The 26,069-nt window shown below is 56.6% G+C and carries 29 protein-coding genes; 15 read left to right on the forward strand and 14 right to left on the reverse strand.

The features are described from left to right. The first annotated feature begins 67 nt into the window (after positions 1 to 67). A complete protein-coding gene (locus tag BLU05_RS02065) occupies positions 68 to 1,372 on the forward strand; it encodes a glucoamylase family protein (RefSeq protein WP_091877481.1) in 1,305 nt (434 codons plus the stop codon). 77 nt (positions 1,373 to 1,449) lie between these two features. Then, positions 1,450 to 2,361: a diacylglycerol/lipid kinase family protein gene (locus tag BLU05_RS02070; protein ID WP_091877483.1), complete on the forward strand. Its 912-nt coding sequence runs from the start codon at positions 1,450 to 1,452 to the stop codon at positions 2,359 to 2,361. A gap of 47 nt (positions 2,362 to 2,408) precedes the next feature. On the opposite strand, the gene BLU05_RS02075 is transcribed toward BLU05_RS02070, so the two are convergent. From BLU05_RS02075 to BLU05_RS02110, 8 genes are all read right to left on the reverse strand, one after another. Next, the gene (locus BLU05_RS02075; protein ID WP_091877485.1) at positions 2,409 to 2,858 is read right to left on the reverse strand and encodes a hypothetical protein; all 450 of its coding nucleotides are present in this window, start codon (positions 2,856 to 2,858) and stop codon (positions 2,409 to 2,411) included. A gap of 128 nt (positions 2,859 to 2,986) precedes the next feature. Beyond that, positions 2,987 to 3,853, reverse strand: a complete 867-nt coding sequence (locus tag BLU05_RS02080; protein ID WP_244518178.1) for an alpha/beta hydrolase family protein — start codon at positions 3,851 to 3,853, stop codon at positions 2,987 to 2,989. Between the two features lie 27 nt (positions 3,854 to 3,880). Then, complete coding sequence (locus BLU05_RS02085) at positions 3,881 to 5,500, reverse strand: NTP transferase domain-containing protein (protein ID WP_091877489.1); 1,620 nt, start codon at positions 5,498 to 5,500, stop codon at positions 3,881 to 3,883. Continuing rightward, complete coding sequence (locus tag BLU05_RS02090) at positions 5,497 to 6,210, reverse strand: XdhC family protein (RefSeq protein WP_091877491.1); 714 nt, start codon at positions 6,208 to 6,210, stop codon at positions 5,497 to 5,499. Before BLU05_RS02090 ends, BLU05_RS02085 begins: the two co-directional genes overlap by 4 nt. Positions 6,211 to 6,212: 2 nt before the next feature. Beyond that, complete coding sequence (locus BLU05_RS02095) at positions 6,213 to 6,545, reverse strand: XdhC family protein (protein WP_091878411.1); 333 nt, start codon at positions 6,543 to 6,545, stop codon at positions 6,213 to 6,215. A 17-nt stretch (positions 6,546 to 6,562) separates the two neighbouring features. Further along, positions 6,563 to 7,801 (reverse strand): vWA domain-containing protein, encoded by a 1,239-nt coding sequence (locus tag BLU05_RS02100; protein WP_091877493.1) that lies wholly within the window; start codon positions 7,799 to 7,801, stop codon positions 6,563 to 6,565. 1 nt (position 7,802) lies between these two features. Beyond that, positions 7,803 to 8,729: an AAA family ATPase gene (locus BLU05_RS02105; RefSeq protein ID WP_091877496.1), complete on the reverse strand. Its 927-nt coding sequence runs from the start codon at positions 8,727 to 8,729 to the stop codon at positions 7,803 to 7,805. A gap of 16 nt (positions 8,730 to 8,745) precedes the next feature. Beyond that, entirely contained in the window at positions 8,746 to 9,201 is a 456-nt protein-coding gene (locus BLU05_RS02110) for a flavin reductase (RefSeq protein WP_091877498.1), read from the reverse strand. Between the two features lie 275 nt (positions 9,202 to 9,476). On the opposite strand from BLU05_RS02110, the gene BLU05_RS02115 reads away from it, so the two are divergent. The 4 genes from BLU05_RS02115 (at position 9,477) to purB (ending at position 13,911) form a co-directional block, all read left to right on the forward strand. After that, positions 9,477 to 10,559 (forward strand): branched-chain amino acid ABC transporter substrate-binding protein, encoded by a 1,083-nt coding sequence (locus tag BLU05_RS02115; RefSeq protein WP_244518114.1) that lies wholly within the window; start codon positions 9,477 to 9,479, stop codon positions 10,557 to 10,559. Further along, the gene (locus BLU05_RS02120; RefSeq protein ID WP_091877500.1) at positions 10,559 to 11,566 is read left to right on the forward strand and encodes a P1 family peptidase; all 1,008 of its coding nucleotides are present in this window, start codon (positions 10,559 to 10,561) and stop codon (positions 11,564 to 11,566) included. The genes BLU05_RS02115 and BLU05_RS02120 overlap by 1 nt, the downstream gene beginning before the upstream one ends. Before the next feature lie 70 nt (positions 11,567 to 11,636). Continuing rightward, a complete protein-coding gene (rpe, locus tag BLU05_RS02125) occupies positions 11,637 to 12,308 on the forward strand; it encodes a ribulose-phosphate 3-epimerase (RefSeq protein WP_091877502.1) in 672 nt (223 codons plus the stop codon). 295 nt (positions 12,309 to 12,603) lie between these two features. Next, a complete protein-coding gene (gene purB / locus BLU05_RS02130) occupies positions 12,604 to 13,911 on the forward strand; it encodes an adenylosuccinate lyase (RefSeq protein WP_091877504.1) in 1,308 nt (435 codons plus the stop codon). Positions 13,912 to 14,171: 260 nt separating this feature from the next. Here the strand turns inward: purB and BLU05_RS02135 are convergent, their stop codons facing one another. After that, positions 14,172 to 15,083 (reverse strand): VOC family protein, encoded by a 912-nt coding sequence (locus BLU05_RS02135; protein ID WP_091878415.1) that lies wholly within the window; start codon positions 15,081 to 15,083, stop codon positions 14,172 to 14,174. A gap of 175 nt (positions 15,084 to 15,258) precedes the next feature. On the opposite strand from BLU05_RS02135, the gene BLU05_RS02140 reads away from it, so the two are divergent. Beyond that, positions 15,259 to 15,807 carry an RBBP9/YdeN family alpha/beta hydrolase gene (locus tag BLU05_RS02140; protein ID WP_091878417.1) on the forward strand — a complete coding sequence of 183 codons (549 nt, stop codon included), beginning with the start codon at positions 15,259 to 15,261 and terminating at the stop codon, positions 15,805 to 15,807. 8 nt (positions 15,808 to 15,815) lie between these two features. Here BLU05_RS02140 and BLU05_RS02145 read toward each other — a convergent pair whose 3' ends face one another. Both BLU05_RS02145 and BLU05_RS02150 read right to left on the reverse strand, forming a co-directional pair. Beyond that, positions 15,816 to 16,580, reverse strand: coding sequence for an HpcH/HpaI aldolase family protein (locus BLU05_RS02145; RefSeq protein ID WP_091877506.1), 765 nt, complete (start codon positions 16,578 to 16,580; stop codon positions 15,816 to 15,818). Between the two features lie 123 nt (positions 16,581 to 16,703). Next, positions 16,704 to 17,021, reverse strand: a complete 318-nt coding sequence (locus tag BLU05_RS02150; RefSeq protein ID WP_091877508.1) for a DUF1476 domain-containing protein — start codon at positions 17,019 to 17,021, stop codon at positions 16,704 to 16,706. Between the two features lie 334 nt (positions 17,022 to 17,355). Between BLU05_RS02150 and purC the strand changes: the two genes are divergently transcribed. The 5 genes from purC to BLU05_RS02175 all read left to right on the forward strand — a co-directional run bounded on the left by purC (position 17,356) and on the right by BLU05_RS02175 (position 20,243). After that, positions 17,356 to 18,120: a phosphoribosylaminoimidazolesuccinocarboxamide synthase gene (gene purC / locus BLU05_RS02155; RefSeq protein WP_091877510.1), complete on the forward strand. Its 765-nt coding sequence runs from the start codon at positions 17,356 to 17,358 to the stop codon at positions 18,118 to 18,120. Between the two features lie 33 nt (positions 18,121 to 18,153). Continuing rightward, complete coding sequence (gene purS, locus BLU05_RS02160; protein WP_091877513.1) at positions 18,154 to 18,393, forward strand: phosphoribosylformylglycinamidine synthase subunit PurS; 240 nt, start codon at positions 18,154 to 18,156, stop codon at positions 18,391 to 18,393. After that, the gene (purQ, locus tag BLU05_RS02165) at positions 18,394 to 19,062 is read left to right on the forward strand and encodes a phosphoribosylformylglycinamidine synthase subunit PurQ (RefSeq protein WP_091877515.1); all 669 of its coding nucleotides are present in this window, start codon (positions 18,394 to 18,396) and stop codon (positions 19,060 to 19,062) included. It abuts the gene before it with no gap. Positions 19,063 to 19,140: 78 nt separating this feature from the next. Further along, positions 19,141 to 19,800, forward strand: coding sequence for a glutathione S-transferase family protein (locus BLU05_RS02170; protein ID WP_091877517.1), 660 nt, complete (start codon positions 19,141 to 19,143; stop codon positions 19,798 to 19,800). A 26-nt stretch (positions 19,801 to 19,826) separates the two neighbouring features. Continuing rightward, positions 19,827 to 20,243, forward strand: coding sequence for a hypothetical protein (locus BLU05_RS02175; RefSeq protein ID WP_091877519.1), 417 nt, complete (start codon positions 19,827 to 19,829; stop codon positions 20,241 to 20,243). Between the two features lie 47 nt (positions 20,244 to 20,290). Here BLU05_RS02175 and BLU05_RS02180 read toward each other — a convergent pair whose 3' ends face one another. Both BLU05_RS02180 and BLU05_RS26390 read right to left on the reverse strand, forming a co-directional pair. Continuing rightward, positions 20,291 to 20,512, reverse strand: coding sequence for a DUF1127 domain-containing protein (locus tag BLU05_RS02180; RefSeq protein ID WP_091877521.1), 222 nt, complete (start codon positions 20,510 to 20,512; stop codon positions 20,291 to 20,293). A 156-nt stretch (positions 20,513 to 20,668) separates the two neighbouring features. Continuing rightward, positions 20,669 to 20,914 carry a DUF1127 domain-containing protein gene (locus BLU05_RS26390; RefSeq protein ID WP_244518115.1) on the reverse strand — a complete coding sequence of 82 codons (246 nt, stop codon included), beginning with the start codon at positions 20,912 to 20,914 and terminating at the stop codon, positions 20,669 to 20,671. A gap of 93 nt (positions 20,915 to 21,007) precedes the next feature. Between BLU05_RS26390 and BLU05_RS02190 the strand changes: the two genes are divergently transcribed. The 3 genes from BLU05_RS02190 to BLU05_RS02200 all read left to right on the forward strand — a co-directional run bounded on the left by BLU05_RS02190 (position 21,008) and on the right by BLU05_RS02200 (position 25,252). Further along, positions 21,008 to 22,429, forward strand: a complete 1,422-nt coding sequence (locus BLU05_RS02190) for an aminotransferase-like domain-containing protein (RefSeq protein WP_091877525.1) — start codon at positions 21,008 to 21,010, stop codon at positions 22,427 to 22,429. Between the two features lie 336 nt (positions 22,430 to 22,765). Continuing rightward, a complete protein-coding gene (gene purL / locus BLU05_RS02195) occupies positions 22,766 to 24,997 on the forward strand; it encodes a phosphoribosylformylglycinamidine synthase subunit PurL (protein ID WP_091877527.1) in 2,232 nt (743 codons plus the stop codon). Positions 24,998 to 25,018: 21 nt separating this feature from the next. Beyond that, positions 25,019 to 25,252, forward strand: a complete 234-nt coding sequence (locus BLU05_RS02200) for a BolA/IbaG family iron-sulfur metabolism protein (RefSeq protein ID WP_091877529.1) — start codon at positions 25,019 to 25,021, stop codon at positions 25,250 to 25,252. Between the two features lie 3 nt (positions 25,253 to 25,255). On the opposite strand, the gene BLU05_RS02205 is transcribed toward BLU05_RS02200, so the two are convergent. Next, the gene (locus tag BLU05_RS02205; protein WP_091877531.1) at positions 25,256 to 26,068 is read right to left on the reverse strand and encodes a phosphodiester glycosidase family protein; all 813 of its coding nucleotides are present in this window, start codon (positions 26,066 to 26,068) and stop codon (positions 25,256 to 25,258) included. Between the last annotated feature and the right edge of the window lies 1 nt (position 26,069).

The following is a 26,069-nucleotide window of genomic DNA, read 5'->3' on the forward strand; positions in this document are numbered from 1 at the left end:
ACAGATATCGGATATATCTGGGCAAGTGTAGCGGCGTTGTGCCCTGTAGCAGGAATATTCAGCCTTTATGGATCAAACATTCGTGCGCGAAAACACGGGTATCACCGCCGATGACGCCGCTTTGCTGGACAAGGTTCAGCGGGCAAGCTTCCAGTATTTCTGGGACGGTGCCCATCCGCAAAGCGGTCTCGCACGCGACCGATCAGGTAAAAATGCCGATCCTGCCAACGATCTCGTTGCAGCGGGGGCGACAGGGTTTGGTTTCATGGCCATTCTCGTGGCCATCGAGCGCGGCTGGATCGAACGGCAGGAGGCTATTGCCCGTATCGGGACAATGCTGACCGCGCTGGAGAACACCAAACGCTATCACGGCGTCTTCCCGCATTTCTTTCATGGCGCCGACGGATCAACCATCCCCTTCTCCATGCGCGATGATGGCGGCGATCTCGTCGAAACCTCATTTCTGTTTCAGGGGCTGCTCTGTGTCAGGCAATATTTTGCCGCGCCATCGCCCGATGAGACTGCGCTGCGCAAACGGATCAATCATCTGTGGCATGGCGTCGAGTGGACGGCACACATCAAGCATGACGAGAAGGTATTGTACTGGCATCACAGCCCCCGCTACCATTTTGCCCGCAATGTACCCATTCAGGGCTGGAATGAAGCGCTCATTACCTATGTTCTGGCCGCGGGCGCACCCAGACACGGCATTGACCCCGACATCTATCATGAGGGTTTTGCCAAAGGCAGCCAGTTCATCAACCGGCGCGATTATTATGGCATCAACCTGCCGCTTGGTCCTGATTATGGCGGCCCGCTATTCTTCGCGCATTACTCGTTCTGCGGCCTTGATCCACGCGGTCTCTCCGACCGCTATGCCGATTACTGGCAGCAGAACTGCAACCATGTCCGCATCAACTACCAGCATTGCGTGGAAAACCCGCACGGCTATCGCGGTTATGGCCCTGACAGCTGGGGCCTGACCTCCAGCCATGGCCCAGCTGGCTATGTCGTCAGTTCACCCGCATCGGATTTCGGCCTGATTGCGCCGACAGCCGCCCTTTGCAGTCTGCCCTATCTGCCCGATGAATCCATGAATGCCATCAGGCATTTTTTCAAACTCCCTGAAGGAAAAATCTGGGGCCGCTTTGGTTTTGTCGATGCATTCTCGCAAACCAGCGGCTGGTATGCGCGCACCTATCTCGGCATTGATCAGGGTCCCATCGTCGCGATGATTGAAAACCACCGCACCGGCCTGTTGTGGAACCTGTTCATGAGCGCGCCAGAAGTGCAGCAGGGATTGCAGAAGCTTGGTTTCACCAGCCCGCATCTTGCCAATAGTGAGCAGGCAATTTTGGAACCAATGGCCTGATTGTGCATTGCCACATCGAGAACAGCCGGTCACATTCCGGCCTGATATTATGACATGCCTGCCATCGGGGACCATTCATGAAAATCCATGCCGTTTTCAACCACGATGGCGGAACGTTCCGCACGATGGATATGAATGCATTCGCCCGGACAGCGAAGGAAATCTTTGAAAAACATGGCCATAGCTTCGAGAGTGAAAGCGTGGCCGGTAAAGACATCGTCAAGGCGCTGACAAAGGCCGCAACACAAGACGATGATCACATATTGATGGCAGGCGGCGGCGATGGCACCATTTCCGCTGCAGCGGATGTTGCATGGAAAGCGGGTGTGCCGCTCGCTGTCTTACCTGCGGGGACCATGAATCTTTTTGCCCGCTCGCTGAAAATACCGCTGGAACTCAATGCCGCGCTGGAAAGTCTGGCAGATGGAACCATTAAGGCGGTGGATATCTCGACCGCCAATGGACAGACATTCGTTCATCAGTTTTCCATCGGGTTTCAGCCGCGAATGATCAAGCTGCGCAATACGCTGGAATTTAACTCGCGCTGGGGAAAACGTCTGGCGAGTATGCGGGCCTTTACGGTTGTCATTGGCAATCCGCCGCGTTTTGCCGTCCGCATGACCATTGACGGCGCACCGACAGAGCGTACCGTCTCGGCAATTTCCATCTCCAACAATCCCTATGGCCGGGGCATGCTGCCGATCGCCGATGATCTGGATCGGGGTGAGCTTGGTGTTTACATCGCCGAGCGGCTTTCGCCGCTGTCAGTGATCAAACTGGCGGCAACAGTGCTTATGCGCTCATGGCGCAAAAACATTGATGTGAACGAAATTCTGGCCAAAGAAGTGGATCTGCACTTTCCGCATCTTTATTCCGAGGCCAGGGCAACAATAGATGGTGAGCTTGTTCCATTGGGGCAGGACGTGACCATCAAAATCCATGCGGGCGAATTGAAAGTTCTGGTTCCCGCTCAACCGCTGCTCAAATAAAAACGGCGCAGCTCGCGCCGCGCCGCTTCATCAACAAGGTAAAACAATCAGCCCTGCTGCTGAGCCTGCTTCTTGCGGGTCTTCTTAACAGGCGCATCGGCAGCAGTGCCACCAGCGGCCTTCTTGGCAGCGGCAGCTTCTTCAGCGGCGGCCTGATCAGCGCTCTTTCCCATTGTATCGACAACCGAGCGAACCTTGCCCTTGTCGGAAACGGTGCAAAGCGCATCGCGAATATCAACCTTCAGGCTGACTTCGTTCAAACCAGCGCCAACTTCACGTTCATCAACAGCACGGATATTGCGTTCCGACAGAACATATTTGCTGGCTGCCGCCGCGATGCACGGACCTGCGAGTTCCGAGCTAACGGGAGGACGAACCGGCGAGAACGTTGCGAATGTCGGGCCCATGCTGGGCTCACCGGTCGTCGAACATGCGGCCAAGGGAACAAGAATTGCCAAGGGAGCAATCCGGCTGAAAAGAGAGGTAGGCAGGCGCATGGCTTTCTCCGCAAAGTCTCATCGCAGGGTGATGTCTGATTAGGCCGGAAACTATTCGCTTTTAGCCATTTGTCTAGTGGCGCAATTGCCACAATGGCACTTTATTGCCACAATCCCCAAACCTTACCTCATGGTGCAACGGTGAGCATCCAATTCAAAACGCCACGCCAATCCGACATACGGATCGGCGTTCCGTGATTACCGGTCTCGAAGCGAACGAAGCGCACGGGATAGCCTTTGGAGGATTTGCGTATCTTTTGGTAAAACGCCTCCTGATCATCGATACCAAACACCGGATCGCGGCTGCCATGGCCGAAGAAAACAGGAATACGCCGCTTATATGAGGGCGAACCGATGAATTTGTCTTCCCAGAGAGAGCCGAGAATAACCAGACCGGATATGTTTTTCGCCGCCTCTGCATCCTGCGCCAGCCCCCAGCACAGGGAGCCACCCATCGAACCGCAGGCGACGAACAGCTTGGCTTGTGGTGATTGCGATTTGAAATAGGCAATCAGCCCAGCAATCTGCGCGACGCCTCTATCGCCAAAATCATGAAAATCCGGCGTCAGATACAGCCCGCCATTGAGAACCATCAAATTCTTGATGCGGTTGAAATTGCCGCCAAAGGTAAAATCATTCATGCCTTGCTGGCGATTGCCGCCCTGCCCGTGCAGATAGATTGTGATGATGGAAGCGCCGGGCTCAATCTTCCCGGCAGCCATGACCTTCACCGGTCCATTGGCTGTTGTCACCACCAGATCTTTCTGGGCCCGCTTGGCGGCAAGATCGATATATTTGCGTCTCACGCGCAGTTCAGGCACCTCGTCACGACCGTTGATATCGCGCATTTCATTGTAATCGACCACGATGTAATCGCCGCCATCGCCAGTTTTCATGATGCCCGGATAAGCAAATATATCGTCTTTGAACGGCTCAAGCTGCGTGGCAAGCGCGGCGCTGGAAAAACAGACGGCAGCCAGCGCGCCAAGAAGAATAGTCCTGATCAAATGCAAGTCCCCTGATTACCGCACCGTTTCCACGATGGTCCCGCCTGCCTGCCGCAACATATCCGGCGTGTCCACGTCAATGGCCGCCGCTTCGCCAAGCTCTACATCAATGACGGGAATATCGCCACGCTCCACCAGATGCCGCGCACCGACATCTCCGGCGAGCGTGAATACTTCATCAAAGAGGAAACGCGGCAGGATGACCGGATTGCCACGCTTGCCCCGAAACGTGGCTCGCACGACCGTTTGCCCGCCGACATCATGGAACTGCCGGATCAGGGTCTGCAGGTCGGATGCAGACAAAGCAGGCATATCGGCAAGCATGATCATCACCCCATCCACTGATGCCGGAAGATGCCTGATAGCCACATGCAGCGAAGAGGCAAGCCCGCTGGCATGATCCTTGTTGAGCGCGATGTTTACGGGCAAGCCATCGAGCGCCGCGCTGCATTCCTCCGCCATATGTCCGAGAACAGCAATGACCGGTTCGCCTCCCGCCCTGATCGCCATCTCCGCCGAGCGGCGGATCAGCGGCACGCCATCGAACGTCGCCAGCAATTTGTTGGTACCGCCCATGCGGGTGGATTGACCGGCGGCAAGAATGGCGATGGCAACTACGGGCTTGGGTAAGGGAGGCCGGGGGTCGCGCGGCTGTGGCCGTGTCGGGATTTCCATCAGCAGGCCACCGACACCCATGCCGACAATATCAGCCTTGGTGACGGGAATATTGGCCATGAGACGGTCAATCACCCAGTCAAAACCGTTTTCCTTCGGGCTGCGCGCGCAACCTGGCGCACCAATAACGGGTTTTCCATCCAGCTCGCCCAGTACCAGCAGATTGCCGGGATCAACGGGCATGCCGATATGATGCACCGTCCCACCCGCTTCGCGAATAGCTGCCGGAACCACATCATCCTTGTCGACCACAGCGGAAGCGCCGAAAATGATGACCATATCGCTGTTCCGGTGCATTTGCCGGATCGATACCGCCAGCGGGCTGGCTTCATGCGCCGGGCGCAATTCACCAATCAGGGTGCCACCACTGGCAGCAGCGCGCGCATCGAGAACCCGTGTTGTCTTGTCGAGTACGGAGGATTTGACCGATGCGAGCGTTGTCTGGATCAGCCCGACGCGTGTGCCGGAAAAAGCATGAACCCCAAAAGCATTGCCTCCATGGGCAAGACTGGCAATCTCACTGAGAACCGATTTCGCGACGGCAAAAGGGATAATCTTGATGGTCACAACCATCTGCCCCTGCTCGACCCGCTCAAACGGTTTCAGCGTCGCGATAGTCACAGACGGATCGACTGAATTGATCGCATTGATGAGATCGGCATCCACGGTAAAAACGCCCGATGCCTGCGCATAGCAATTCACCCGCCCCGTTGCGGCAGGCCCGGCCTGAATACCGAACCATTGCAAGGCGCTGGTTATCTGCCGGGCGGCGGCGTTCTCCTCGACATCATCAGCGTCAAGCCGAGCCGCCGTCACCTGCGTAACACCGGCACCGCGCAACTGCTCGATATCATCCGTCGTCAGGACATGACCCTTTTTCAGCTTCACGGCACCCGCGTGGGTAGAATGAGCCAGAACGGCCCCAAGAGCCTGATCCAGAGGTGTATCGCCGAAAATCATGCGGTCTTTTCCAGTGTTTGCGGCATGCGCAGACTGCGGGCGCGAAAAGCCTCAATGATTTCAGCCAGCACCGCCACGGCAATCTCCGCAGGGCTAGCCGCACCTATATTGAGCCCGATCGGCGCGTGAATGGTGGCAATGCTTTCATCGCTAAGACCAACCGCCTGCAGACGCTCCACCCGTTTGGCATGGGTTTTGCGGCTGCCCAGCGCACCGACATAGAAGCACCCGGCTTTCAGGGCTGCTTCCAGCGCATAATCGTCAATCTTCGGATCGTGGGTAACAGCCGCAACCGCCGTATAGGCATCAAGCGGATGCGTTTTCAACACATCCTGCGGCCATTCGGTAAAAAGCCTCACATCGGAAAAACGCTCCGGCGTGGCGAAAGCCGTACGCGGGTCGATGATTTCCATATCATAGCCTGCAACCCTCGCCATAGGCACCAGCGCCTGACTGATATGCACAGCGCCGATAACCACAAGGCGCGGCGGCGGCAGATGCACATTGAGGAAGAATGAACGTCCATCAACCTCGACAACACCTGACTGACCCGACAGGAATGCCTTGGCAATCACCTCGCCCAACTCTCCGGCAACCGGATCGCCTTCCTTGATCACCCGGTCACGGCCATCGCCAAGATCGGTCAAAAGCAGCGCTGCGCGGCGCGCCCGGCGCTCAATGTTCAATTTCTTGAGGCAATAGGGGTCCACGATCAGCCCAACCGTTCCACATAGACTTTGATGTGCCCACCGCAGGAAAGTCCAACCTGCCATGCGGTTTCATCGGCAACGCCAAACTCCAGCAATCGCGGCTCCCCGCTGGTCAAAACATCCATCGCCTCCGATATCACCGAGCCTTCGACACATCCGCCGGAAACCGAGCCTTCAAAATTACCCTTCTCGTCAATGACAAGGTGGCTGCCAACGGGACGCGGCGCTGATCCCCATGTTTCGACAACCGTGGCGATAGCAACATCACGGCCATCAAGCATCCAGCTTTCGGCAATCAGCAATGGGTCCAGCTCATTCGTGTTCAATTGTGTCATAAAGGCCTCCCGCAGCATTATGAATATAACGTGGGTTGTGGGAAAGACCTTTGCAACCAGCGTTTCGGATCATCCCGCTTTTCTGACGGACGCCCCAGCGCTTTGCACAAATCCTCCAGCGCATCGAGATTATGCACGGCGCGAAAATCATCGACATAGGGCAACATCGCCCTCACCCCTCGGGCGCGTGGTTCAAAACCCTCGAACCGCAGAAGCGGATTGAGCCAGATCAGCCGCCGGCACGATTTTGCCAACCGTTCCATCTCCGCTTCCAGCCCATCGGTTTCCTCCCGCTCCAGCCCATCGGTGATCAGCAGAACCACCGCACCTTGCCCCAGAACCCGGCGCGACCAGTGCCGATTGAATTCGCGCAGCGTTTCGCCGATCCGCGTGCCGCCCGACCAGTCGCGTACAGCACCGGTGCAATGGGCAATCGCGTCATCCGGGTTCCGGTAGCGCAAGGGGCGGGTGATGTTGCTCAGCCGCGTTCCAAAGACAAAACAATTGATACGGCGGCGCTTGGCCATCATCGCATGCATGAAATGCAGGAAAATCCGGGTGTATTGGCTCATGGACCCGGAAATATCCGCAAGCACAACCAGTGGCGGGTGTATTTCTCGCCGCGCGCGAAATTTCGGCAAAATGAGGTCGCCGCCGGTTTTCAGGCTCGCACGCATCATGGCGCGTGGATCGATACGCCGTCCTTTCGGATCAGCCCGAAAGCGCCGCGTCTCCACCTTGTCGACAGGCAAGACCAGTTGATCCATCGCCCGGCGCGCTTGGGCAAGCTCGCCAGCGCTCATCTGGGCGAAGTCCTTGGAACGCAACACTTCCCTGCCGGAAAAGGTGAAACGCGCATCAATATCTGTTTCAGGCGGTTGCTGCTGGGGTTCATGGCGGCCATTGCCGTTGAAAAGCGCTTGGCCGACACGCGCTTCGGTTGGCTTTGACCGCTCCGGTTCCATGGCATCGGGCGAAAACATGGCGAGCATTGCCTCAATCAGCTCACGTGAGCGCCAGTAAAGCCTGAAAGCCTCGTCAAATGTCGCATGATCCTCGCGCCTGACAATGAGAACGCTGCGTAACGTCCAATAAAAATCGTCACGCGAGCCGATACCACCGGCAAGGACAGCCTCTATGGCATCCTTTACCGCCGCGGGACCAACCCGCACACCCGCCTTGCGCAGGGCTCTGGCGAAATAGACAATATTGTCTGCCAGCCGGCTGGTTGATGGCGATGATGTCGGCGTTTCCATTCTAGGCTGCGTTCAGCTCCGCCTTGACCTCGTCAAGAATGCGCCGTCCCTCGCCCGCAGCGATCCGTGCGATGTCATCCTGATATTTGAGCAGCACGCCAATTGTATCGGAAACCGTCTCCGGATCGAGCGCCAGCTTGTCCATCTCGGTCAATGCCCCTGCCCAGTCGATGGTTTCGGCCACACCTGGCAGCTTGAACAGGTCCATATCCCGCAGTTTCTGCACGTAACGGACGATTTCGTCGGAAAGCCGTTCATTGGCGGATGGGACTTTGCGCCTGATGATCTCAAGCTCGCGTTCCGCCGTGGGGTAGTCAACCCAATGATAGAGACAGCGGCGCTTCAAGGCATCATGGATTTCGCGGGTGCGGTTGGTGGTGATGATGACGATGGGCGGTTCGGCGGCCACAATCGTGCCAAGCTCGGGTATCGTCACCTGATATTCAGATAGAACTTCCAGCAGAAACGCTTCAAAAGCCTCATCCGTGCGATCCAGTTCATCGATCAGAAACACCGGAGCCCTGCCCGGTTCCCCCGATAACGCCTGCAACACGGGACGCCGGATCAGGAACTTTTCGGAAAATACATTGCGTTCAATGGCAGATTTGTCGAGCGTTCCTGTCGCTTCATCCAGCCGGATCTCGATCATCTGCGCCGCATAGTTCCACTCATAGACGGCGGAGGAAATATCAAGACCTTCATAGCATTGCAGACGGATGAGCGGGCGATCCAGCGTCGACGCCAGAACCTTGGCAATCTCTGTTTTGCCGACACCCGCCTCACCTTCGAGAAACAGCGGGCGCTTCATGCGCAGGCAGAGAAACAGCACCGTTGCCAGCGCCCGATCCGCCACATAGCCACCGGTTTCAAGCAGTGCCAACGTCTCGTCAATCGATTGCGGCAATGGTGAAACGGACTGTTCGGCCATGGAGTCTCCGTTGGTTCTAGTCTCCTACACCGTGATAGGAGCGGTTGAGATAGACGAGTGACTGGCTGCGCTCGCCAATATGCAGTGCCGTCACCTTGCCATAGATGACATAATGCGTCGCCACCTCATGGGTGGCAAGGATACGGCAGTCAAAGCTGGCCAGCGCATCGGCGAGCACCGGCGCGCCCGTTTGCAGCGTCTGCCAGTGCCCAAGCCCAAAGCGGTCTTCCTGCGAAAGATCACCCTTGCCTGAGAAAGCCTCCGAAACCGCCTGCTGGCCCGACGAAAGCACGTTCAGGGCAAAAACCTGATTCTCGATGAAGAGATGATTGAATTCATGCTGGCGGTTCAAACAGACCAATATGGTCGCCGGATCGTCAGACACGGAACACGCTGCGGAAATAGTCACGCCGCGCCTGCCCGCCGGTCCATCTGTCGTAATGATGTGAACCGCTTCCGCAAAATGGCTCATGGCATTGCGGAAGGCGAGCGGTTCTATCTTCTGATCTTTGGCGATGAGCACTATATTGTTTCCATTGTCCAAATCATCACTATCGCAACATGCTTCCGAACCATAGGGCTTGAACCACTGGAGCAGAATATTTTTTCCACGCCTGCGATCTGACGCCGATATTATCGCACCATGCCTATCCTTTTATATAGAGCCGCATTGCGCAGAGTGAAGGAAACAGCTACCCAAATCGAACGTTTGGTTATCCAATGTCCCGAAGGTACGGCAATATCGCAATGAATCCCATGATACGCGCCGCAACGCTTGGCCTATGCCTGTTGTTTAGCTGTGTCGCCTATGCGCAGGATAAGATCGGCGTCATCGCACCGCTTTCCGGCTCCTTTGCGCGGCTGGGCAGCCAGCTTGTGGATGGCGTCAATGTGGCTGTCTCGGGCAACAAGCAGGGTCAGGATATTGGCGTTGTCACCGCCGATGACAAATGTGACGCTGCGGGCGGTGCCGCTGCGGCCCGCGAAATGGTGCTTGCCAATGCCACCATCGTTATCGGATTTCTCTGTGCAGAATCGCTTGAAACAGCCCTGCCCATTCTCAGCCAGAAGGGCATCGCCGTCATAACACCGGGTGTACGGGACCAGACGCTGACAGAATTGCGCGCCGAAACACCCTATCAGGTATTTCGTATCGCTCCGTCCGAGCGCAATGCCGCACGCGAGACTGGCGATCTTCTGGCGGGTATCTGGCGATCTTCCCCCTTTGCGATCATCGATGACGGCACCATTTTTGGCCGCGAGATCGCCTCCGCCGTGCGGGCGCGGCTGGAGGAAAAGCGCCTGAAGCCGGTGTTTACCGATACCTATCGCCCCGGTCTCGATAATCAGAACGCGCTTATCGCCCGGTTGAAACGTGCCGGAGCGACACAGGTTTTCATTGGTGGAGAACGCGATGATGTCGTTGCCATCGGCCGCAGCGCCGCGGCACTCAACTATCCTCTCACCATTGTCGGCGGCGAAACGCTCAACGCAATCACCAATGGCAGCGATCTTTCCGTGGGAACCGTGATGGTCGCACCCGTTGACCCGGCAACGCTCGAAAGCGCGCGCAATGCCAAAAATGCCATTGAACTCGCGGGCAAGGTGCCTGAGGGCTATACGGTGCCCGCCTATGCCGCAGCTGAAGTGGCGATCCAGCTTCTGACCACCGCACAGGCGCAAGCCGCCTCGCTGGCTGATCTCCTGCGCAAAAACGTATTTGATACAGCCATTGGACCCGTTCAGTTCGATGCGCATGGCGAGCGTATTGCCGACACCCTTCGTCTGCAACGCTATGATGGAAAGCAGTTTGTGCAGGAGACGAAGTAATGCCGCTTAAATCTGGCCCTCGCAATCTCATTACGGATGTCGCCGGATTGAGCATCGGCAATGCTGCAGATGCCACAATCAAATCCGGCACCACCGTCATTCTCTGCGATGAACCGGCAACGGCGGCTGTACAGGTTCTGGGCGGTGCCCCCGGCACACGCGAGACTGATCTTCTTGAACCGCACAACACCGTTGAAACCATCAATGCGCTTGTTCTGTCAGGTGGCTCGGCCTTTGGTCTCGATGCAGCCTCCGGTGTACAGGCGGCTTTGCGCGAAAAGCGTATCGGCTTCAAAGTCGGTGGCCAGCGCATTCCCATCGTTCCCGCCGCCATATTGTTTGACCTGATCAATGGCGGCGACAAGGATTGGGGGCTTTATCCACCCTATCGCGAGCTTGGCTATCAGGCAGTGCAATCCGCATCGCGCGATTTTGCCCTTGGCAGCGTGGGTGCGGGCACGGGTGCGCTTGTGACCGGCATGAAAGGCGGCCTTGGCTCCGCCTCATCCATCCTGCCAAGCGGCGCCACCATGGGCGCGCTTGTTGCCGTCAACGCGCTTGGATCGGTTACTGTCGGCAAAACCCGCCATTTCTGGGCAGCACCTTTTGAGATCGGCGATGAGTTTGGCGGTCTCGGCCTACCCCATCCGCTTCCCTCCGATGCAACTGACGTCAAAACAAAATTCAAGGAAGCGGCTAAAGACACCAACACAACCATCGGCGTCATTGCGACGGACTTGCAACTCACCAAGGCACAGGCCAAGCGTCTAGCCATTGCGGCCCATGACGGTTTTACCCGCGCCATCTGGCCGTCGCACACACCATTCGATGGCGATCTGGTGTTTGCTCTTGCAACCGGAACCGCCGGACGGGCACCTGAAATCGATGAATTCATCGAGCTTTGCGCTGCCGCCGCTTCAACCATGGCCCGTGCCGTCGCGCGCGGCGTATTTGCCGCCACAGCAGCGCCCAATGACCTGTTTCCTGTGTGGAGCACGCGCGCCTGACAGGGTTTTCATTGTGCCTGCCGGATACCCATGGTAACGGGCGCGCACAAAACCTCTACCGGAGAACGCCATGAGCCGTCCGCTTGTCATCGCCCCGTCCATCCTCGCTTCCGACTTTTCCAAGCTTGGCTCGGAAGTCACCACGGTCCTGAAAGCTGGTGCTGACTGGGTACATATTGACGTCATGGATGGCCATTTCGTCCCCAATATCACTTTCGGCCCGGAAGTGGTCAAAGCGATCCGTCCGCTCACCGATGCAGTTTTCGATACGCATCTGATGATTTCGCCTTGCGATCCCTACCTCGAAGCCTTTGCTAAGGCAGGCTCCGATATCATCACCATTCATGCCGAAGCCGGTCCGCACGTCCACCGCTCGCTGCAGGCAATCCGCGCGCTTGGCAAGAAGGCTGGCATTGCCATCAATCCCGGCACACCTGAATCCGCCATCGAATATGTTCTGAACGATGTCGATCTGGTGCTCGTCATGACCGTCAATCCCGGCTTTGGCGGGCAAAAATTCATCACTGAAACCTTGGGCAAGATCCGCAAGATCAAAGCCATGATCGGCGACCGCCCGATTGATCTGGAAGTCGATGGTGGAATTACCGCCGACACGGCTGGACTGGCGACTGAAGCCGGTGCCAATGCGCTCGTTGCAGGTTCTGCCGTATTCAAAGGTGGCTCAGAAGCCAGCTACCGCGCCAATATCGATCTCATCCGCAACGCAACACTCAAAGGCTGATGTAGGCTTTCCTTCTGCCAGTGGTGGGTGGTTCGTGGTCCGTGGTTCGACAAGCTCACCATGAGGGAGAGAGTGGATGTAACGCTAATCACCAACGTTTCGGGATATAGCTCCCTTTCATCACCTCTCTCCCTCATGGTGAGCTTGTCGAACCACGAACCACGAACCACTCCCACGCTCTACTGAACCCAGTATTTCCTGCCCATGCTGAAAAAGCCGCGTTGAGTACAGCGCCATGGTCTGTTAGAGCAGGTTTCACATTCATCCGCCCATCGATTGCCAATAGGAACACACAATGATCCCGCGTTATTCGCGGCCCGAAATGGTCGCCATCTGGTCCCCGGAAACGAAATTCCGCATCTGGTTCGAAATCGAGGCCTATGCCTGCGATGCGCTGGCGGAACTGGGCGTTATCCCGAAGGAAGCTGCCGCGACCATCTGGGAAAAGGGTGGCGCTGCGACATTTGACATCGACCGTATCGATGAGATCGAGCGCGAAACCAAGCACGACGTTATCGCCTTCCTGACCCATCTGGCCGAGATCGTCGGTCCCGACGCGCGTTTCGTGCATCAGGGCATGACCTCCTCCGACGTGCTCGACACCTGTTTCAACGTACAGCTAATGCGCGCCAGCGATATTCTGCTTGCTGATCTCGACAAGCTGCTCGTTGCATTGAAAAAGCGTGCTTTCGAGCACAAGGATACGGTCACCATCGGCCGTAGCCATGGCATCCATGCGGAGCCGACAACTTTCGGCGTCAAGCTGGCACAGGCCTATGCCGAGTTCGAGCGCTGCCGCACGCGTCTCATCGCCGCCCGCGCGGAAATCGCCACCTGCGCCATCTCAGGCGCCGTCGGCACTTTTGCGAATATCGACCCTTATGTCGAAGAGCATGTGGCCAAGTCGCTTGGCATGGAGCCGGAGCCGGTTTCGACGCAGGTTATCCCGCGCGACCGCCATGCCATGTATTTTGCCACACTCGGCGTCATCGCCTCATGCATTGAGCGGCTTTCGGTAGAAATTCGCCATTTGCAGCGCACGGAAGTTCTGGAAGCGGAAGAATATTTCTCCCCCGGCCAGAAGGGCTCGTCCGCCATGCCGCACAAGCGCAATCCGGTGCTGACTGAAAACATGACCGGCCTTGCCCGCATGGTCCGTGCCTTTGCCCTGCCAGCCATGGAAAATGTGGCGCTGTGGCACGAGCGCGATATTTCGCATTCATCCGTCGAGCGCATGATCGGCCCTGACGCAACGATCACCCTTGATTTTGCCTTGGCCCGTATGACCGGCGTTATCGACAAGCTATTAGTCTATCCTGACAATATGTTGAAAAACATGAACAAGTTCCGCGGCCTTATCCATTCCCAGCGTGTTCTTCTGGCTCTCACACAGGCGGGCGTTTCGCGTGAAGATTCCTACCGCCTCGTCCAGCGCAATGCGATGAAGGTCTGGGAACACGGCAAGGATTTCCTTGAGGAACTTTTGGCCGATACGGACGTACGCGCTGCCCTGCCCGAGGAAACCATCCGCGAAAAGTTCGACCTTGGTTATCACACCAAGCATGTCGATACGATTTTCAAGCGGGTTTTTGGCGAGGCTTGATTGCTGGGTGGCTGATTGAATTGCGGCGCGCGATTTCACCCCCCTCTGTCCTGTCGGACATCTCCCCCACAAGGGGGGAGATCACATTGACATGAACGCCTTTGCACAACCGGAAATGTTTCAGATTGTGCAAGATGATATTGAAGGCTGATCTCCCCCCTTGTGGGGGGTCCGAAGGACGGGCGAGACCCGTGGCTCGCCCCGGTAGCCCGACAGGACAGAGGGGGGTGAGCATCCCCCTCACCATTCAACCTGCCAATTTATCCAAAACTTTTCCCCGGCACGATCCGCATGACATTGCCCCAGGGATCAACAATCTCGCGTTCATCCTTGGCATCGACGGACACAAACTCCGCCCAGGCAAGACCGGAACGGTCATTGTCACGCTTGCCGGCACCCCTGCTCTGCCAGGAATTGGCAGCGACATGGTGGTGATAGCCACCTGTTGACAGAAACACGGCACTGCCGCCAACCCCGGCGACGGTCTGCATGCCAAGTTCCCTGTGCCACCATTCCTCTGCTTCGCCAGCATTGCCGACACGCAGGTGCAGATGGCCGACCATGGCCCCATCAGGCGCGCCATTCCACTCCGCCGTATCCGGCTTTAACCCGCCAAGCAGATTGCCGACATCAAGCGCAGCCGTGCCCATCTGAACCGATGAACCGTTCCATTTCCAGCTTTCGTGCGGGCGATCCGCATAAATCTCGATGCCATTGCCTTCCGGGTCGGTCAGATAGATGGCCTCACTGACAACATGATCCGACGCGCCGACAATTGGCGTTCGCTGATCGATGGCGCGTTTGGCCCAGCGCGCAAGGTCAATGCGTCGCGGCAGGAGAAACGCCGTGTGGTAAAGCCCGGCGCTGCTCGGATCATCCGCCCGAATGGCGGATGCCTGTTCGATTTCGAGCAATGGCGTATCGCCAGCGCCAAGCACAACCGTCTGCCCCTTGCGGGACAGTTCGCGCAGGCCCACCACATCAGTATAATATTTTGAAAGCTGATCCGCGTCCTTGGCCTTGATACCCACTTTTGACACATGAGTCGGGGCCATTGCTGCAAAAGGTAGAGTGTTCATATCTGTCTCCGCGCGGGCTGGTTCTCCGCCCGCAATCGCCTGAAAGGCAAGCACCCCGGCACCGCCGACAACATCTCTGCGTGTGACCTTCATGTGCATCCCCGCGATTTCATCACCTGTTTCTTCTGTGATAAAGTCGGCTCTCTCAGGCCAATATACAAGCCACGCAGCGGCGAACAGCATGTTCACTATTAGTGAACCGACCATTCGCCACTGTTTACAATCTTACCACATTGCGATCCGGCAGGAATTTTCCTAAATGGGGGATATGAAAGTCAAAGACGCCGATATTCTCATTATCCCCGGTTACACCAATTCCGGCCCCGATCACTGGCAGTCACGCTGGGAAGCAAAGCTTTCCACCGCGCGCCGTGTCGAGCAGAAGGAATGGTCAAAGCCTGTTCTTGCCGATTGGGTGGCCGAAGTGGTCAAGTCAGTCAATGAGGCGACACAGCCGGTTGTTATTGTCGCGCATTCGCTTGGCGTGCCAACCTTTGTGCAAGCGCTGCCGCAGATTGCTGACAAGATCAAAGGCGCGTTTCTGGTCACGCCGCCGGATGTATCGAATCCTAAAATTCGGCCAAAACACCTGATGACTTTTGGGCCCTACCCGCGCGAGCCCTTCACATTTCCGTCGGTGGTCATTGCCAGCCGCAATGATCACTACTGCGAATATGCAGTCGCCGAGGATCTGGCTGCCGCATGGGGCTCGCTGTTCATCGATGCGGGTGAATCCGGCCATCTCAATTCCGAATCCGGCCATGGACCATGGCCAGAGGGTTCGATGGTTTTTGCGCAATTTATCTCAAGGTTGTAAGCGCCGCTCTACTGCCCCACAGCATCCAGCAGGCTTTTGACACCAGACTGCAAATAGCCAGTATCGACCGCGAGTGGAACATAGGTATAGCCGAGGCTGGTGAACCGTTTCGCCAGTTCCGCATTCGCCGCGTAGATGCCGCAGAGTTTGCCCGCAGCGAGGGCCTTGGCTGCGATCTCCTTCAATGGCTCAATAATGGCTTGCGATCCGGCATCCACCTCGGCTCCATTGCTCCAGCCGATGGAAAAGTCCGAGGGGCCGACGAAAACACCGTCAATACCGTCGACAGCAAGGATACCATCCAGCGCCGCAAAGGCCGCACGGGTTTCGATCATTGCAAAAGCCAGCGTCTTGCCGTTGACTTCACTGAGGTAAGCGCCGGAGCCGCCAGCGCCATAACCTGCGGGCCGTCCCCGTAGTTGCCCCCATGAACGCTCGCCAACCGGCGGATATTTCATCGAGGCCGCAAACCGCTTTGCATCTTCAACGGAATTGATCATCGGGGCGATAACGCCCTCGGCGCCGAAATCCAGCGCGCGGCTTGCCATGTCGAAACGATCAACAGGAATGCGCACCACCGTGTGCTTGCCTGCATTCTGGATGATGCCGACACTTTGCAGCACCGATTGCGTATCAAACGCACCATGCTGCATATCGAGCATGAAAGTGGTGAAATCCGTACGGCACAGGGTTTCCATAACCAGCGGATAAGGCAGGTTGCACCAGGCGGAATAAACCGTTTCTCCCGCCCTCAGACGTGACGCTAGCGACATGATTTCTCTCCCTGATGCTCTGCTGATGGTCGACTCGGCCTGCAGTGAAGCAAAAACGGCGGAGGTGCGCCAACAAAAAACCGCCCGTGAAGGGCGGTTTTTACGAAGCGCGTGCAGGTGAGATCAGGAGCCCTGAATCTGCTTGATAGCTTCCTGCAGCATCTCGTCCATCGTGCGGCGGATGCGGTGATCGGATTTGTCGACCCCAGCGGCATCGAAATCAGCCCGGATCTTGCGGAAAACATCGTCGTCGCCGGCTTCCTGAAAATCTGCCTTGATGACCTCAAGCACATAGGCTTCGGCTTCCGCGCCTGTCTTACCAAGCTTTTCCGCCGCCCACTGACCGATCAGCTTGTTGCGCCGTGCCTCTGCCCGAAAGCGAACTTCCGCATCATGTGCGAATTTGTTTTCGAAGGCATTTTCGCGATCTTCCATTGTCATCCTCTCTTGCTCCCGCAAAATGAATTGGTCATTCCGGTGAAAGATGCCTCCCGGGTCTTGGCATTTTTAGGGCAAGTCCCGATCAACATAGTTTCTGAGGTCCATATAACTATTCTGCACAAAATCGAAAGTCTGAATTGAACCTCATCAGTCAAACATGGGTCACTTTGTCGTGGAAAGTCCATATAACTCATAATTCGGGGGATCACATACCCCATAATTCAGGGGAACTCATAAAGTATCATTGTAGAATGCTTGCTTTTACGATAGTTAGCGCGCCAACATGATGGCTATGACCAAGGCCGACCGATAACTCCAATACCAGAGACCTGCAATGAATCGTCGCCGCCGTGTCTACGAAGGCAAAGGCAAAATCCTTTACGAAGGACCAGAGCCAGGAACACTTGTTCAACATTTCAAAGACGACACCACCGTGCTACATCCAAAGAAGCACGAAGTCATTGATGGCAAAGGTGTTCTGAACAACCGGATTTCCGAATATATTTTCACCCAGCTGAACCGCATGGGTATTCCGACGCACTTTATCCGCCGCCTCAATATGCGCGAGCAGTTGATCAAGGAAGTCGAGATCATCCCGCTTCAGGTGGTTGTGCGCAATATTGCCGCCGGTTCGCTGGCAAAACGCCTTGGAATCGAGGAAGGCACGGTTCTGCCGCGCTCAATCATCGAATTCTACTACAAGGCCGATGCGCTGGATGATCCGATGGTCTCTGAAGAGCACATCACGGCCTTTGGCTGGGCAGCACCGCAGGAAATCGATGACATCATGGCTTTGGCCATTCGCGTCAACGACTTCCTCAGCGGTCTGTTCCTCGGTGTCGGCATCCAGCTTGTGGATTTCAAGATCGAGTGCGGACGTTTGTGGGAAGGCGACATGATGCGTATTGTCGTTGCCGATGAGTTTTCGCCTGATTCCGCCCGCCTGTGGGATAGCCAGACCAATGAAAAGCTTGATAAGGACCGGTTCCGCCGTGATATGGGCGGTCTGATCGAGGCCTATCAGGAAGTCGCCCGGCGTCTGGGCATCATGAATGAGAATGAACAGCTGCGCCCCACCGGGCCGGTTCTGGTTAAATAAACGCTGATTGAACAATCCCGGAGAAGACAATCGATGAAGGCACGTGTCACTGTAACCTTGAAAAATGGCGTTCTTGACCCACAGGGTAAGGCGATCGTCGGCGCGCTCGGCAGTCTTGGTTTCGAGGGCGTCGCATCCGTGCGCCAGGGCAAGATTTTTGATGTCGAGGTCAACACGACAGACCGCGCTACTGCCGAAGCCAATGTCAAGGCGATGTGCGAAAAGCTGCTCGCCAACACAGTCATCGAAGATTACGCGGTGGAGCTTATCTAAATGAAATCAGCTGTCGTACTTCTCCCGGGCCTTAATCGCGACCGTGACATGATTGCGGCGCTGACGAAAATCTCCGGCCATGCACCCCAGACGGTCTGGCAGACGGACACCGAAATCCCCGATGTCGACCTGATCGTCATTCCCGGCGGCTTTTCCTATGGCGACTATCTGCGGTGCGGCGCCATTGCTGCGCGTATGCCCGTCATGCAGGCGATCCGCGAAAAGGCTGACAAGGGCGTTATGGTCATGGGCGTATGCAACGGTTTCCAGATTTTGCAGGAAGCTGGCCTGCTGCCCGGCGCGCTCATGCGCAATGCTTCGCTGAAGTTCGTGTGCCGTGAAGTGAAGCTTGAAGTCACCAATGCCAACACCGCCTTCACCCGCGGCTATTCGCATGGCCAGATCATTCGCTGCCCCGTCGCCCATCATGAGGGCAATTTCTTCGCTGACGAAAAGACTTTGGCCCGCATCGAAGGTGAAGGTCAGGTGGCTTTCCGCTATGCGGAAGGCACTAATCCGAATGGCGCCATGAATGACATTGCTGGCATTATCAGCGAAAAAGGCAATGTTCTCGGGATGATGCCGCATCCGGAGAACCTGATTGAAGCCGCCCATGGCGGTTCCGATGGCCGCGCACTGTTTACGGGCATTCTTGGGATTGCCGCCTGAGTAAAATTCTATACGTTTGAGAAATGCCGTTTTGATCCGCCATGGGTTGGAACGGCACTCAAATGGAGGAATTGAGACATGAAACTCTACTCTCGGCCGCTATCCCCCTACTCCTCGATTGTTCGCTGCATCGCCTATTACAAGAATGCACCGATCAAGGTTGTGGCCCCACCCGCAGGTTGGCCGATCCCCGAAGAGTTTCGCAGCATTTCTCCATTCAATCGCATTCCGGTTCTGATCACCGGCTCGGGCCTCACGGTCCTCGAAGCCACAGTTATCTCAGAATATCTGGAAGAACATTTCCCCGAACCTGCGCTTCTGCCAGCCGATTCGCGTGATCGCGCCGTCGTGCGCATGACCGCCCGCCTTGCCGAACTGGAAGTGCTCGTCCCGGTGATGGAGCTTTTCGAGCTCGTCCACACCAAATCGAAAGACGATGCCCGTATCACCAAGCTTTTCGCCCAGCTGGAAGCCGGTCTGCACGAGATCGAGCACCGTATCGGTCATGGTCCTTATGCCCTCGGCAACCAGATGACGATGGCCGATGCATGGCTCACGCCGATCCGCTTCCTCTTCAACCATTTCCGGGTGATGACGCGCCGTTCGCGCCTGCTGGAACCATTTCCGAAATTCGACGCCTATGAGCAACTTATTATTCAGGATCCGGTGCTATCGCTGGTCTGGTTCGAGATGGCGGATGCCTCAAAAGTGTTTCTCGCCGAACTTGAGGCAAGTTAGACCGTAAATTCATTGGAGATAGCTGGATGCATATGAAGACGATTGGCATGGCCATGATGATTTCACTCGTGGCACTTGCCGGATGCCAATCACCCAGCAAGCCCGGGCCCGGTTCCCTCGCCTTTGGTTCCGATAAGGCTGCCCTTGCCACCATGGAACGGGTAGCCCTTGCCGCCAATACCTGCTGGTTCAAGTCGAAGGATTCAGCCTTCAAGCCCTATCATCTGGCACCGGAACTGAATTCCTATTCGGGACGTCCGCGCATTCTGGTGGTTCCGGCTGGCAATCCCGGCGGACGTCCGCTGCTCGTTGTTCACGCGGAGGGCAATCCTGCCAAGGTTGAAGCCTTTGGACCGCTGATGGGCCATTCCATGGGAAATCGCATCTCGTCAGACGTACAGCGCTGGGCCGCAGGAACACCATCCTGCACCGCGCGCGGCTGATCGATTACAAACGGGAGGCCGGTGCGACGCGCACCGGCTTTCAAACCTCAAGCAGACAAATAGCGATCGAGATCGGCTTCAACGTGATCGCGGGTCAGGGCAAGGTCTTTCAGCCCCTCATCGCTCAACCTGCCAAGTTGCAGTCGCGTGCGCCGTTTCATCAGGGCGCTTTCCACCCATCCGGCAAATTGTGACAGGAAGTCAGGCTGTGAGGCATAGGTCAGTCCCCGGATAGCAGGCCGGTTAGGTTCTACAAAAGTCGTACCCATATGCGCCTCCCTAAAACGGTTGAATATCTAATATATATGTAAATCACAAAAAATTCATTCAATATTACTGAGCGCTGGTATCAACTATTCTGATTAATGCGGAAACAGCATTCACCACGCAACAATCGGCAATTTTGCCGATTGAGCACAGGGCAATCAATCCCAGAAAAACCGTTTGGATTCGTGCCACGCCTGCGATGGCGACATGCCGATATCCTTCAGCTGATCCTTTGTCAGTTCGCGCAGTTCGATGCGGGTGCGGCGTTTGACGGCTGCGTTGCTCATCCACACAACAATGCGACGCAGCATTGTTACCCTGTCATGGGGCAATTTTGGCAGAAACACCGCTTTTACGCCTCTTGAGCCCGCACATTCTCTTTCGATTGCATCAATTGTACTCATAATCTCCATCCTACCAAGCCGAAATGACTCGAATTGTATCGCTGATTGTATTGGATTGACTCAATTGGAATCGCAATATACATAATTGTCACCATGACAAATTGGCTTCCAGAATTGAAACACGGCAAAGGCCCGCTCTATCTGCAGCTTGCGGAGCGGATTGAATCGGATATTGCCGATGGTGTGCTTGCGCCGGGCACGAAATTGCCGCCGCAGCGCAACCTCGCCTTCGATATCGGGGTGACAATTGGTACAGTTGGCCGCGCGTACAATCTCATCCGCGAGCGCGGCCTTGTCAGCGGCGAAGTCGGCCGTGGCACCTATGTGATCGATCATGGGGAGGCGAAGCTGATCGAACTCCCCACAGCCCAGAATTCGCAGCCCTTCGGCGGCACGCGCGCCCACATTATTCCACCCGGCAATATCCGGCTCGACAGCACTGCCGCCATTGATGTGGGCCAATCGGCGATCATGGACCGCTTCCTGCGCGATATTACCAAGAACTATCCAGCTGAAATTGCCAGCTATTCCCGCACCCTGCCCCCCTCATGGCAATTGGCAGGCAGCCGCTGGCTCGGTTCATCCGAATGGCGGCCCGATATATCATCCATCGTGCCCACACTTGGCGCCCATTCCGCCATTCTGGCGATCATTGCCGCTGTCACGGTTCCGGGCGACCGTATTGCGTTCGAAGATTTGAGCTATTGTTCCGCCGCACGCAGCGCCAATCTGATGGGCAGGCGCAGCATCATCATCAATACGGAAGACGGCAGCGCCACGCCTGATGATTTCGAGCGGCTTTGCGCGCAGCAGCATCCCAAACTGGTGTTCCTGATGCCATCGCTGCAAAACCCGACCGCCACCACCATGTCCGAAGAGCATCGTCGTGCCATCGTCGAGACAGCCCGCCGGTACAATGTCTGGATCATCGAGGACGAGATTTATGGCTCGCTCGTTGGCCTTGATCACGTCAAGCTTGCGGAACTCGCCCCTGAACGCACTTTCCATATTGGCGGCCTGTCCAAATCCGTGACCGCAGGCGTGCGCGGCGGCTGGGTTGCCTGCCCGCCGCATCTCACATCGCGCGTCATCACCGCCCACAAGATGGTAACGGGTGGTATGCCCTTCCTCATGGCGGAACTTGGCGCGCAACTGGTCAATTCAGGCGAAGCGGACGCCATTCGCATCAAGGTGCGGGAGGAAACATCCGAGCGGGAAACACTGGCACGCTCTATCTTCAGCGGCTTTGAGTTCAACTCGCACCCCTATTCCCCCTTCATCTGGGTAAAACTGCCCGAGCCATGGCTTTCCGCAACCTTCAAGAGCGCCGCGCTCAACGAAGGCGTGCTGATTGATGATGAGGATGAGTTCAAGGCGGGCCGGACGGAAAAAACATTCCACCGCGTGCGGTTTGGCTATTCCGTTCCCGGCACAAAACAGGAAGTCGCCAGTGGGTTGAACATCCTGCGCAGGCTCATGGAAACCGACAATACGAGCTATGATAGTTATTCCTAACTTCTTTGCATGAGCAGTGGTTCGTGGTTCGTGGTTCGACAAGCTCACCATGAGGGAGAGTGAGGCTGCAACGATAATCGTAGAGATTGCAGATCACAAATGTTGCAGATCGCAAAGGTTGCAGAACTTGACTCCCTTTCATCACCCCTCTCCCTCATGGTGAGCTTGTCGAACCACGAACCTGCAGCACACCCACGCACCCCTGATATTGTTTAGGATCACACCACCTGTTGAAGAAACGCGGCAAGCGACAATTTTTCCGCGTTTGACGGTGTATTCCCCGCACAAATTGCTCTAAGAGAACCCAAGAAAAGCGCAATGGAATTGGTATTACCGATGGCTCTCTCCAATACAATCCAGATCACACCGGAACTCGTTGCTTCGCACGGGCTGAAGCCGGACGAATATCAACGCATTCTCGACCTGATCGGGCGTGAGCCCAGCTTTACCGAGCTTGGTATTTTCTCGGCCATGTGGAACGAGCATTGCTCGTATAAATCCTCGAAGAAATGGCTGCGCACGCTGCCGACAACCGGACCGCAGGTCATTCAGGGGCCGGGCGAAAACGCTGGTGTTGTTGATATTGGTGATGGCGATTGCGTGGTCTTCAAGATGGAGAGCCACAACCACCCCTCCTATATCGAGCCCTATCAGGGCGCGGCAACAGGCGTTGGTGGCATTTTGCGCGATGTGTTCACCATGGGCGCGCGGCCGATTGCAGCCATGAATGCACTGCGCTTTGGCGCGCCGTCCCACCCCAAGACACGCCACCTCGTATCCGGAGTGGTTGAAGGCGTTGGCGGCTACGGCAATTCCTTCGGTGTTCCGACCGTCGGCGGCGAAGTCAATTTCGATGCCCGCTACAACGGCAACATTCTGGTCAATGCCTTTGCCGCTGGCCTTGCCAAAACAGATGCGATCTTCCTGTCCGAAGCCAAGGGCGTCGGCCTTCCCGTGGTTTATCTCGGTGCCAAAACAGGCCGCGATGGTGTCGGCGGTGCCACCATGGCATCGGCGGAATTTGACGAATCGATCGAAGAAAAGCGCCCGACCGTACAGGTTGGCGATCCCTTCACCGAAAAATGCCTGCTTGAAGCCTCGCTGGAGCTGATGGCCTCGGGCGCCGTCATCGCTATTCAGGACATGGGCGCTGCTGGTCTCACCTGCTCGGCGGTTGAAATGGGTGCCAAGGGCAATCTTGGTATTCGCCTGAACCTTGATGATGTGCCGGTGCGCGAAGAGCGCATGACCGCCTATGAAATGATGCTGTCGGAAAGCCAGGAGCGTATGCTCATGGTTCTGCGTCCGGAAAAGGAAGCGGAAGCCCAGGCGATTTTCAAGAAATGGGGTCTGGATTTTGCCATCGTCGGTTACACCACCGACGATCTGCGCTTCCGCGTCATCCATCAGGGCGAAGAAGTCGCTGATCTGCCGATCAAGGATCTCGGCGATCAGGCACCTGAATATGATCGTCCATGGATGGAACCCGGTAAACATGCGGCGCTGCCCGCTGCAAACGTTCCCGATGTGGATGATTATGGCGCAGCGCTCTTGAAACTGATCGGCTCGCCTGATCTTTCCTCGCGCCGCTGGGTCTACGAACAGTATGACACGCTGATCCAAGGCAATTCATTGCAGGTGCCCGGCGGTGACGCCGGTGTTGTCCGCGTTGAGGGCCACCGCACCAAGGCGCTCGCTTTCTCTTCAGACGTCACTCCGCGCTATTGCGAAGCTGATCCCTATGAAGGCGGTAAGCAGGCCGTTGCCGAATGCTGGCGCAACCTGACTGCCGTCGGCGCCGAGCCGTTGGCGGCCACCGACAACCTCAATTTCGGCAATCCGGAACGCCCTGAAATCATGGGCCAGCTGGTCAAAGCCATTGGTGGCATCGGCGATGCCTGCCGCGCGCTCGCCTTCCCCATCGTTTCAGGCAATGTGTCGCTCTACAACGAGACCAATGGTCAGGCGATCCTGCCGACACCGACCATCGCAGGCGTTGGCCTGATCCCCGACTGGTCGAAGACTGCCAAGATCGGCAGCATGCATGAGAGTGATGTGCTGATCCTCATCGGCGGCGATGGCACACATCTTGGCCAATCGGTCTATCTGCGTGATCTGCATGGCCGTGCGGATGGCCCGCCGCCGCCCGTTGATCTCAACATTGAAAAGCGCAACGGCAATTTCGTCCGCTCGGCTATCCGCAATGGTCAGGTCACAGCCTGTCACGACCTGTCTGACGGCGGCCTTGGTATTGCGCTGGCTGAAATGTGCATGGCTTCCAGTAAGGGCGCTACCGTCAATGTTGGCGAAGGCCCTGCTCATGCGGTGCTCTTCGGCGAAGATCAGGCGCGTTACCTGATTGCCGTTGCTCCCGACACGGCGAATTTGATTTCGCTCAATGCCGAGGGCTCGGGCGTTCCGTTCCGCAAGCTTGGAACTGTCGGCGGCAATACATTGACGATCGAGCGTCTCGCCTCCATATCAGTTGCAGACCTGACAAAAGCCCACGAATCGTGGTTCCCTGACTATATGAGCGGTCAGGACAGCGAAGAAACACAGGCTGCATGATCGAAGATTGGGAGACAGAATATGGCTATGGACGCGCACGACATCGAAAAAATGATCAAGGACGCCATTCCTGATGCGCAGGTGACCATTCGCGATCTGGCGGGTGATGGTGATCATTATGCAGCGGAAGTCGTCGCCGAGAGTTTTCGCGGCAAGTCGCGCGTTCAGCAGCACCAGATGGTCTATGACGCGCTGAAGGGCAATATGGGCGGGGTGCTGCACGCCCTCGCCCTGCAGACCAGCGCTCCCGAATAATCCCTACTTCTTCCCGAATACGGCGATAATCGGCCCCACGGGGTCGGTGCCGCCAACCAGCGTTTTACGACCATTGGCCAGCGACGAGATCGTGCCATCGAAAAACAGCGCATTGGCGCAGCCAAGCCCGTCCTTGAACAGACGGGCAAAACTCCCCAGACTGACCGGCTCTATGGTGATCGCCAGAACCACGGTATTGGCATCGCGAATGCCGACACCATTGCGGATAAGACGCGACGTGCCGTTCGGCTCGAAGCGCGGATGCACCTGTCCGTCGATAACAAGCATCGGCCCCGATTGCGTTGCGATGCGCACATCGGGCGCAGCAGCGGCAAACGCTCCTGTTTCAAGAATACCGGGCGTTCCGTTCTTGCCGATAAAGAACACCCCGTTCGGTTTCAGGAAAAAATTGCCTTCGCCCTCATTGGTCTCCAGTTCCGATGTCTGGTTGCCCTCCTCGACATAAAGGCCAACGGGTGAAAGGTCTTCCTCATACATGCCGGCATTCATCGCAAGGATCGGCCTGACATCCTGCGGACGGGACTCCATAAACGCCTTGAGCGAGCCATAGGCCTCGCCATCGGCATTGGCCCGTGCCAGATCAATGCGGTGGGTGCGCAGATCAATCTCGCAAACGATGGAGTCGACCCCCTCGAATGTCATCTTGCGGCAGATATCGGGCAGATCGCCATCAGAGATATTGATTGGCGGATTGGGCGCAGGTTTGGGCGGCGGTGGAGGTCGCATAAACCAGAAAATGCCGAGCATAATGACCAAAACAACGATACTGATCGCGATAATGCTACGAGATGACACA

It is taken from the genome of Phyllobacterium sp. OV277, from assembly GCF_900104355.1.
Lineage (GTDB): Bacteria > Pseudomonadota > Alphaproteobacteria > Rhizobiales > Rhizobiaceae > Phyllobacterium.

Coding starts and splice junctions, on each gene's coding strand:
- rpe (WP_091877502.1), top strand. CDS start 11,637: ATGAGCCGTCCGCTTGTCATCGCCCCGTCCATCCTCGCTTCCGACTTT.
- purS (WP_091877513.1), top strand. CDS start 18,154: ATGAAGGCACGTGTCACTGTAACCTTGAAAAATGGCGTTCTTGACCCA.
- BLU05_RS02170 (WP_091877517.1), top strand. CDS start 19,141: ATGAAACTCTACTCTCGGCCGCTATCCCCCTACTCCTCGATTGTTCGC.
- purB (WP_091877504.1), top strand. CDS start 12,604: ATGATCCCGCGTTATTCGCGGCCCGAAATGGTCGCCATCTGGTCCCCG.
- BLU05_RS02180 (WP_091877521.1), bottom strand. CDS start 20,512: ATGGGTACGACTTTTGTAGAACCTAACCGGCCTGCTATCCGGGGACTG.
- BLU05_RS02120 (WP_091877500.1), top strand. CDS start 10,559: ATGCCGCTTAAATCTGGCCCTCGCAATCTCATTACGGATGTCGCCGGA.
- BLU05_RS02175 (WP_091877519.1), top strand. CDS start 19,827: ATGCATATGAAGACGATTGGCATGGCCATGATGATTTCACTCGTGGCA.
- BLU05_RS26390 (WP_244518115.1), bottom strand. CDS start 20,914: ATGAGTACAATTGATGCAATCGAAAGAGAATGTGCGGGCTCAAGAGGC.
- BLU05_RS02200 (WP_091877529.1), top strand. CDS start 25,019: ATGGCTATGGACGCGCACGACATCGAAAAAATGATCAAGGACGCCATT.
- BLU05_RS02115 (WP_244518114.1), top strand. CDS start 9,477: ATGAATCCCATGATACGCGCCGCAACGCTTGGCCTATGCCTGTTGTTT.
- BLU05_RS02105 (WP_091877496.1), bottom strand. CDS start 8,729: ATGGCCGAACAGTCCGTTTCACCATTGCCGCAATCGATTGACGAGACG.
- BLU05_RS02085 (WP_091877489.1), bottom strand. CDS start 5,500: ATGATTTTCGGCGATACACCTCTGGATCAGGCTCTTGGGGCCGTTCTG.
- BLU05_RS02150 (WP_091877508.1), bottom strand. CDS start 17,021: ATGACAATGGAAGATCGCGAAAATGCCTTCGAAAACAAATTCGCACAT.
- BLU05_RS02145 (WP_091877506.1), bottom strand. CDS start 16,580: ATGTCGCTAGCGTCACGTCTGAGGGCGGGAGAAACGGTTTATTCCGCC.
- purC (WP_091877510.1), top strand. CDS start 17,356: ATGAATCGTCGCCGCCGTGTCTACGAAGGCAAAGGCAAAATCCTTTAC.
- purQ (WP_091877515.1), top strand. CDS start 18,394: ATGAAATCAGCTGTCGTACTTCTCCCGGGCCTTAATCGCGACCGTGAC.
- BLU05_RS02075 (WP_091877485.1), bottom strand. CDS start 2,858: ATGCGCCTGCCTACCTCTCTTTTCAGCCGGATTGCTCCCTTGGCAATT.
- BLU05_RS02070 (WP_091877483.1), top strand. CDS start 1,450: ATGAAAATCCATGCCGTTTTCAACCACGATGGCGGAACGTTCCGCACG.
- BLU05_RS02095 (WP_091878411.1), bottom strand. CDS start 6,545: ATGACACAATTGAACACGAATGAGCTGGACCCATTGCTGATTGCCGAA.
- BLU05_RS02190 (WP_091877525.1), top strand. CDS start 21,008: ATGACAAATTGGCTTCCAGAATTGAAACACGGCAAAGGCCCGCTCTAT.
- BLU05_RS02065 (WP_091877481.1), top strand. CDS start 68: ATGGATCAAACATTCGTGCGCGAAAACACGGGTATCACCGCCGATGAC.
- BLU05_RS02140 (WP_091878417.1), top strand. CDS start 15,259: ATGAAAGTCAAAGACGCCGATATTCTCATTATCCCCGGTTACACCAAT.
- BLU05_RS02110 (WP_091877498.1), bottom strand. CDS start 9,201: ATGAGCCATTTTGCGGAAGCGGTTCACATCATTACGACAGATGGACCG.
- BLU05_RS02135 (WP_091878415.1), bottom strand. CDS start 15,083: ATGAAGGTCACACGCAGAGATGTTGTCGGCGGTGCCGGGGTGCTTGCC.
- BLU05_RS02100 (WP_091877493.1), bottom strand. CDS start 7,801: ATGGAAACGCCGACATCATCGCCATCAACCAGCCGGCTGGCAGACAAT.
- purL (WP_091877527.1), top strand. CDS start 22,766: ATGGCTCTCTCCAATACAATCCAGATCACACCGGAACTCGTTGCTTCG.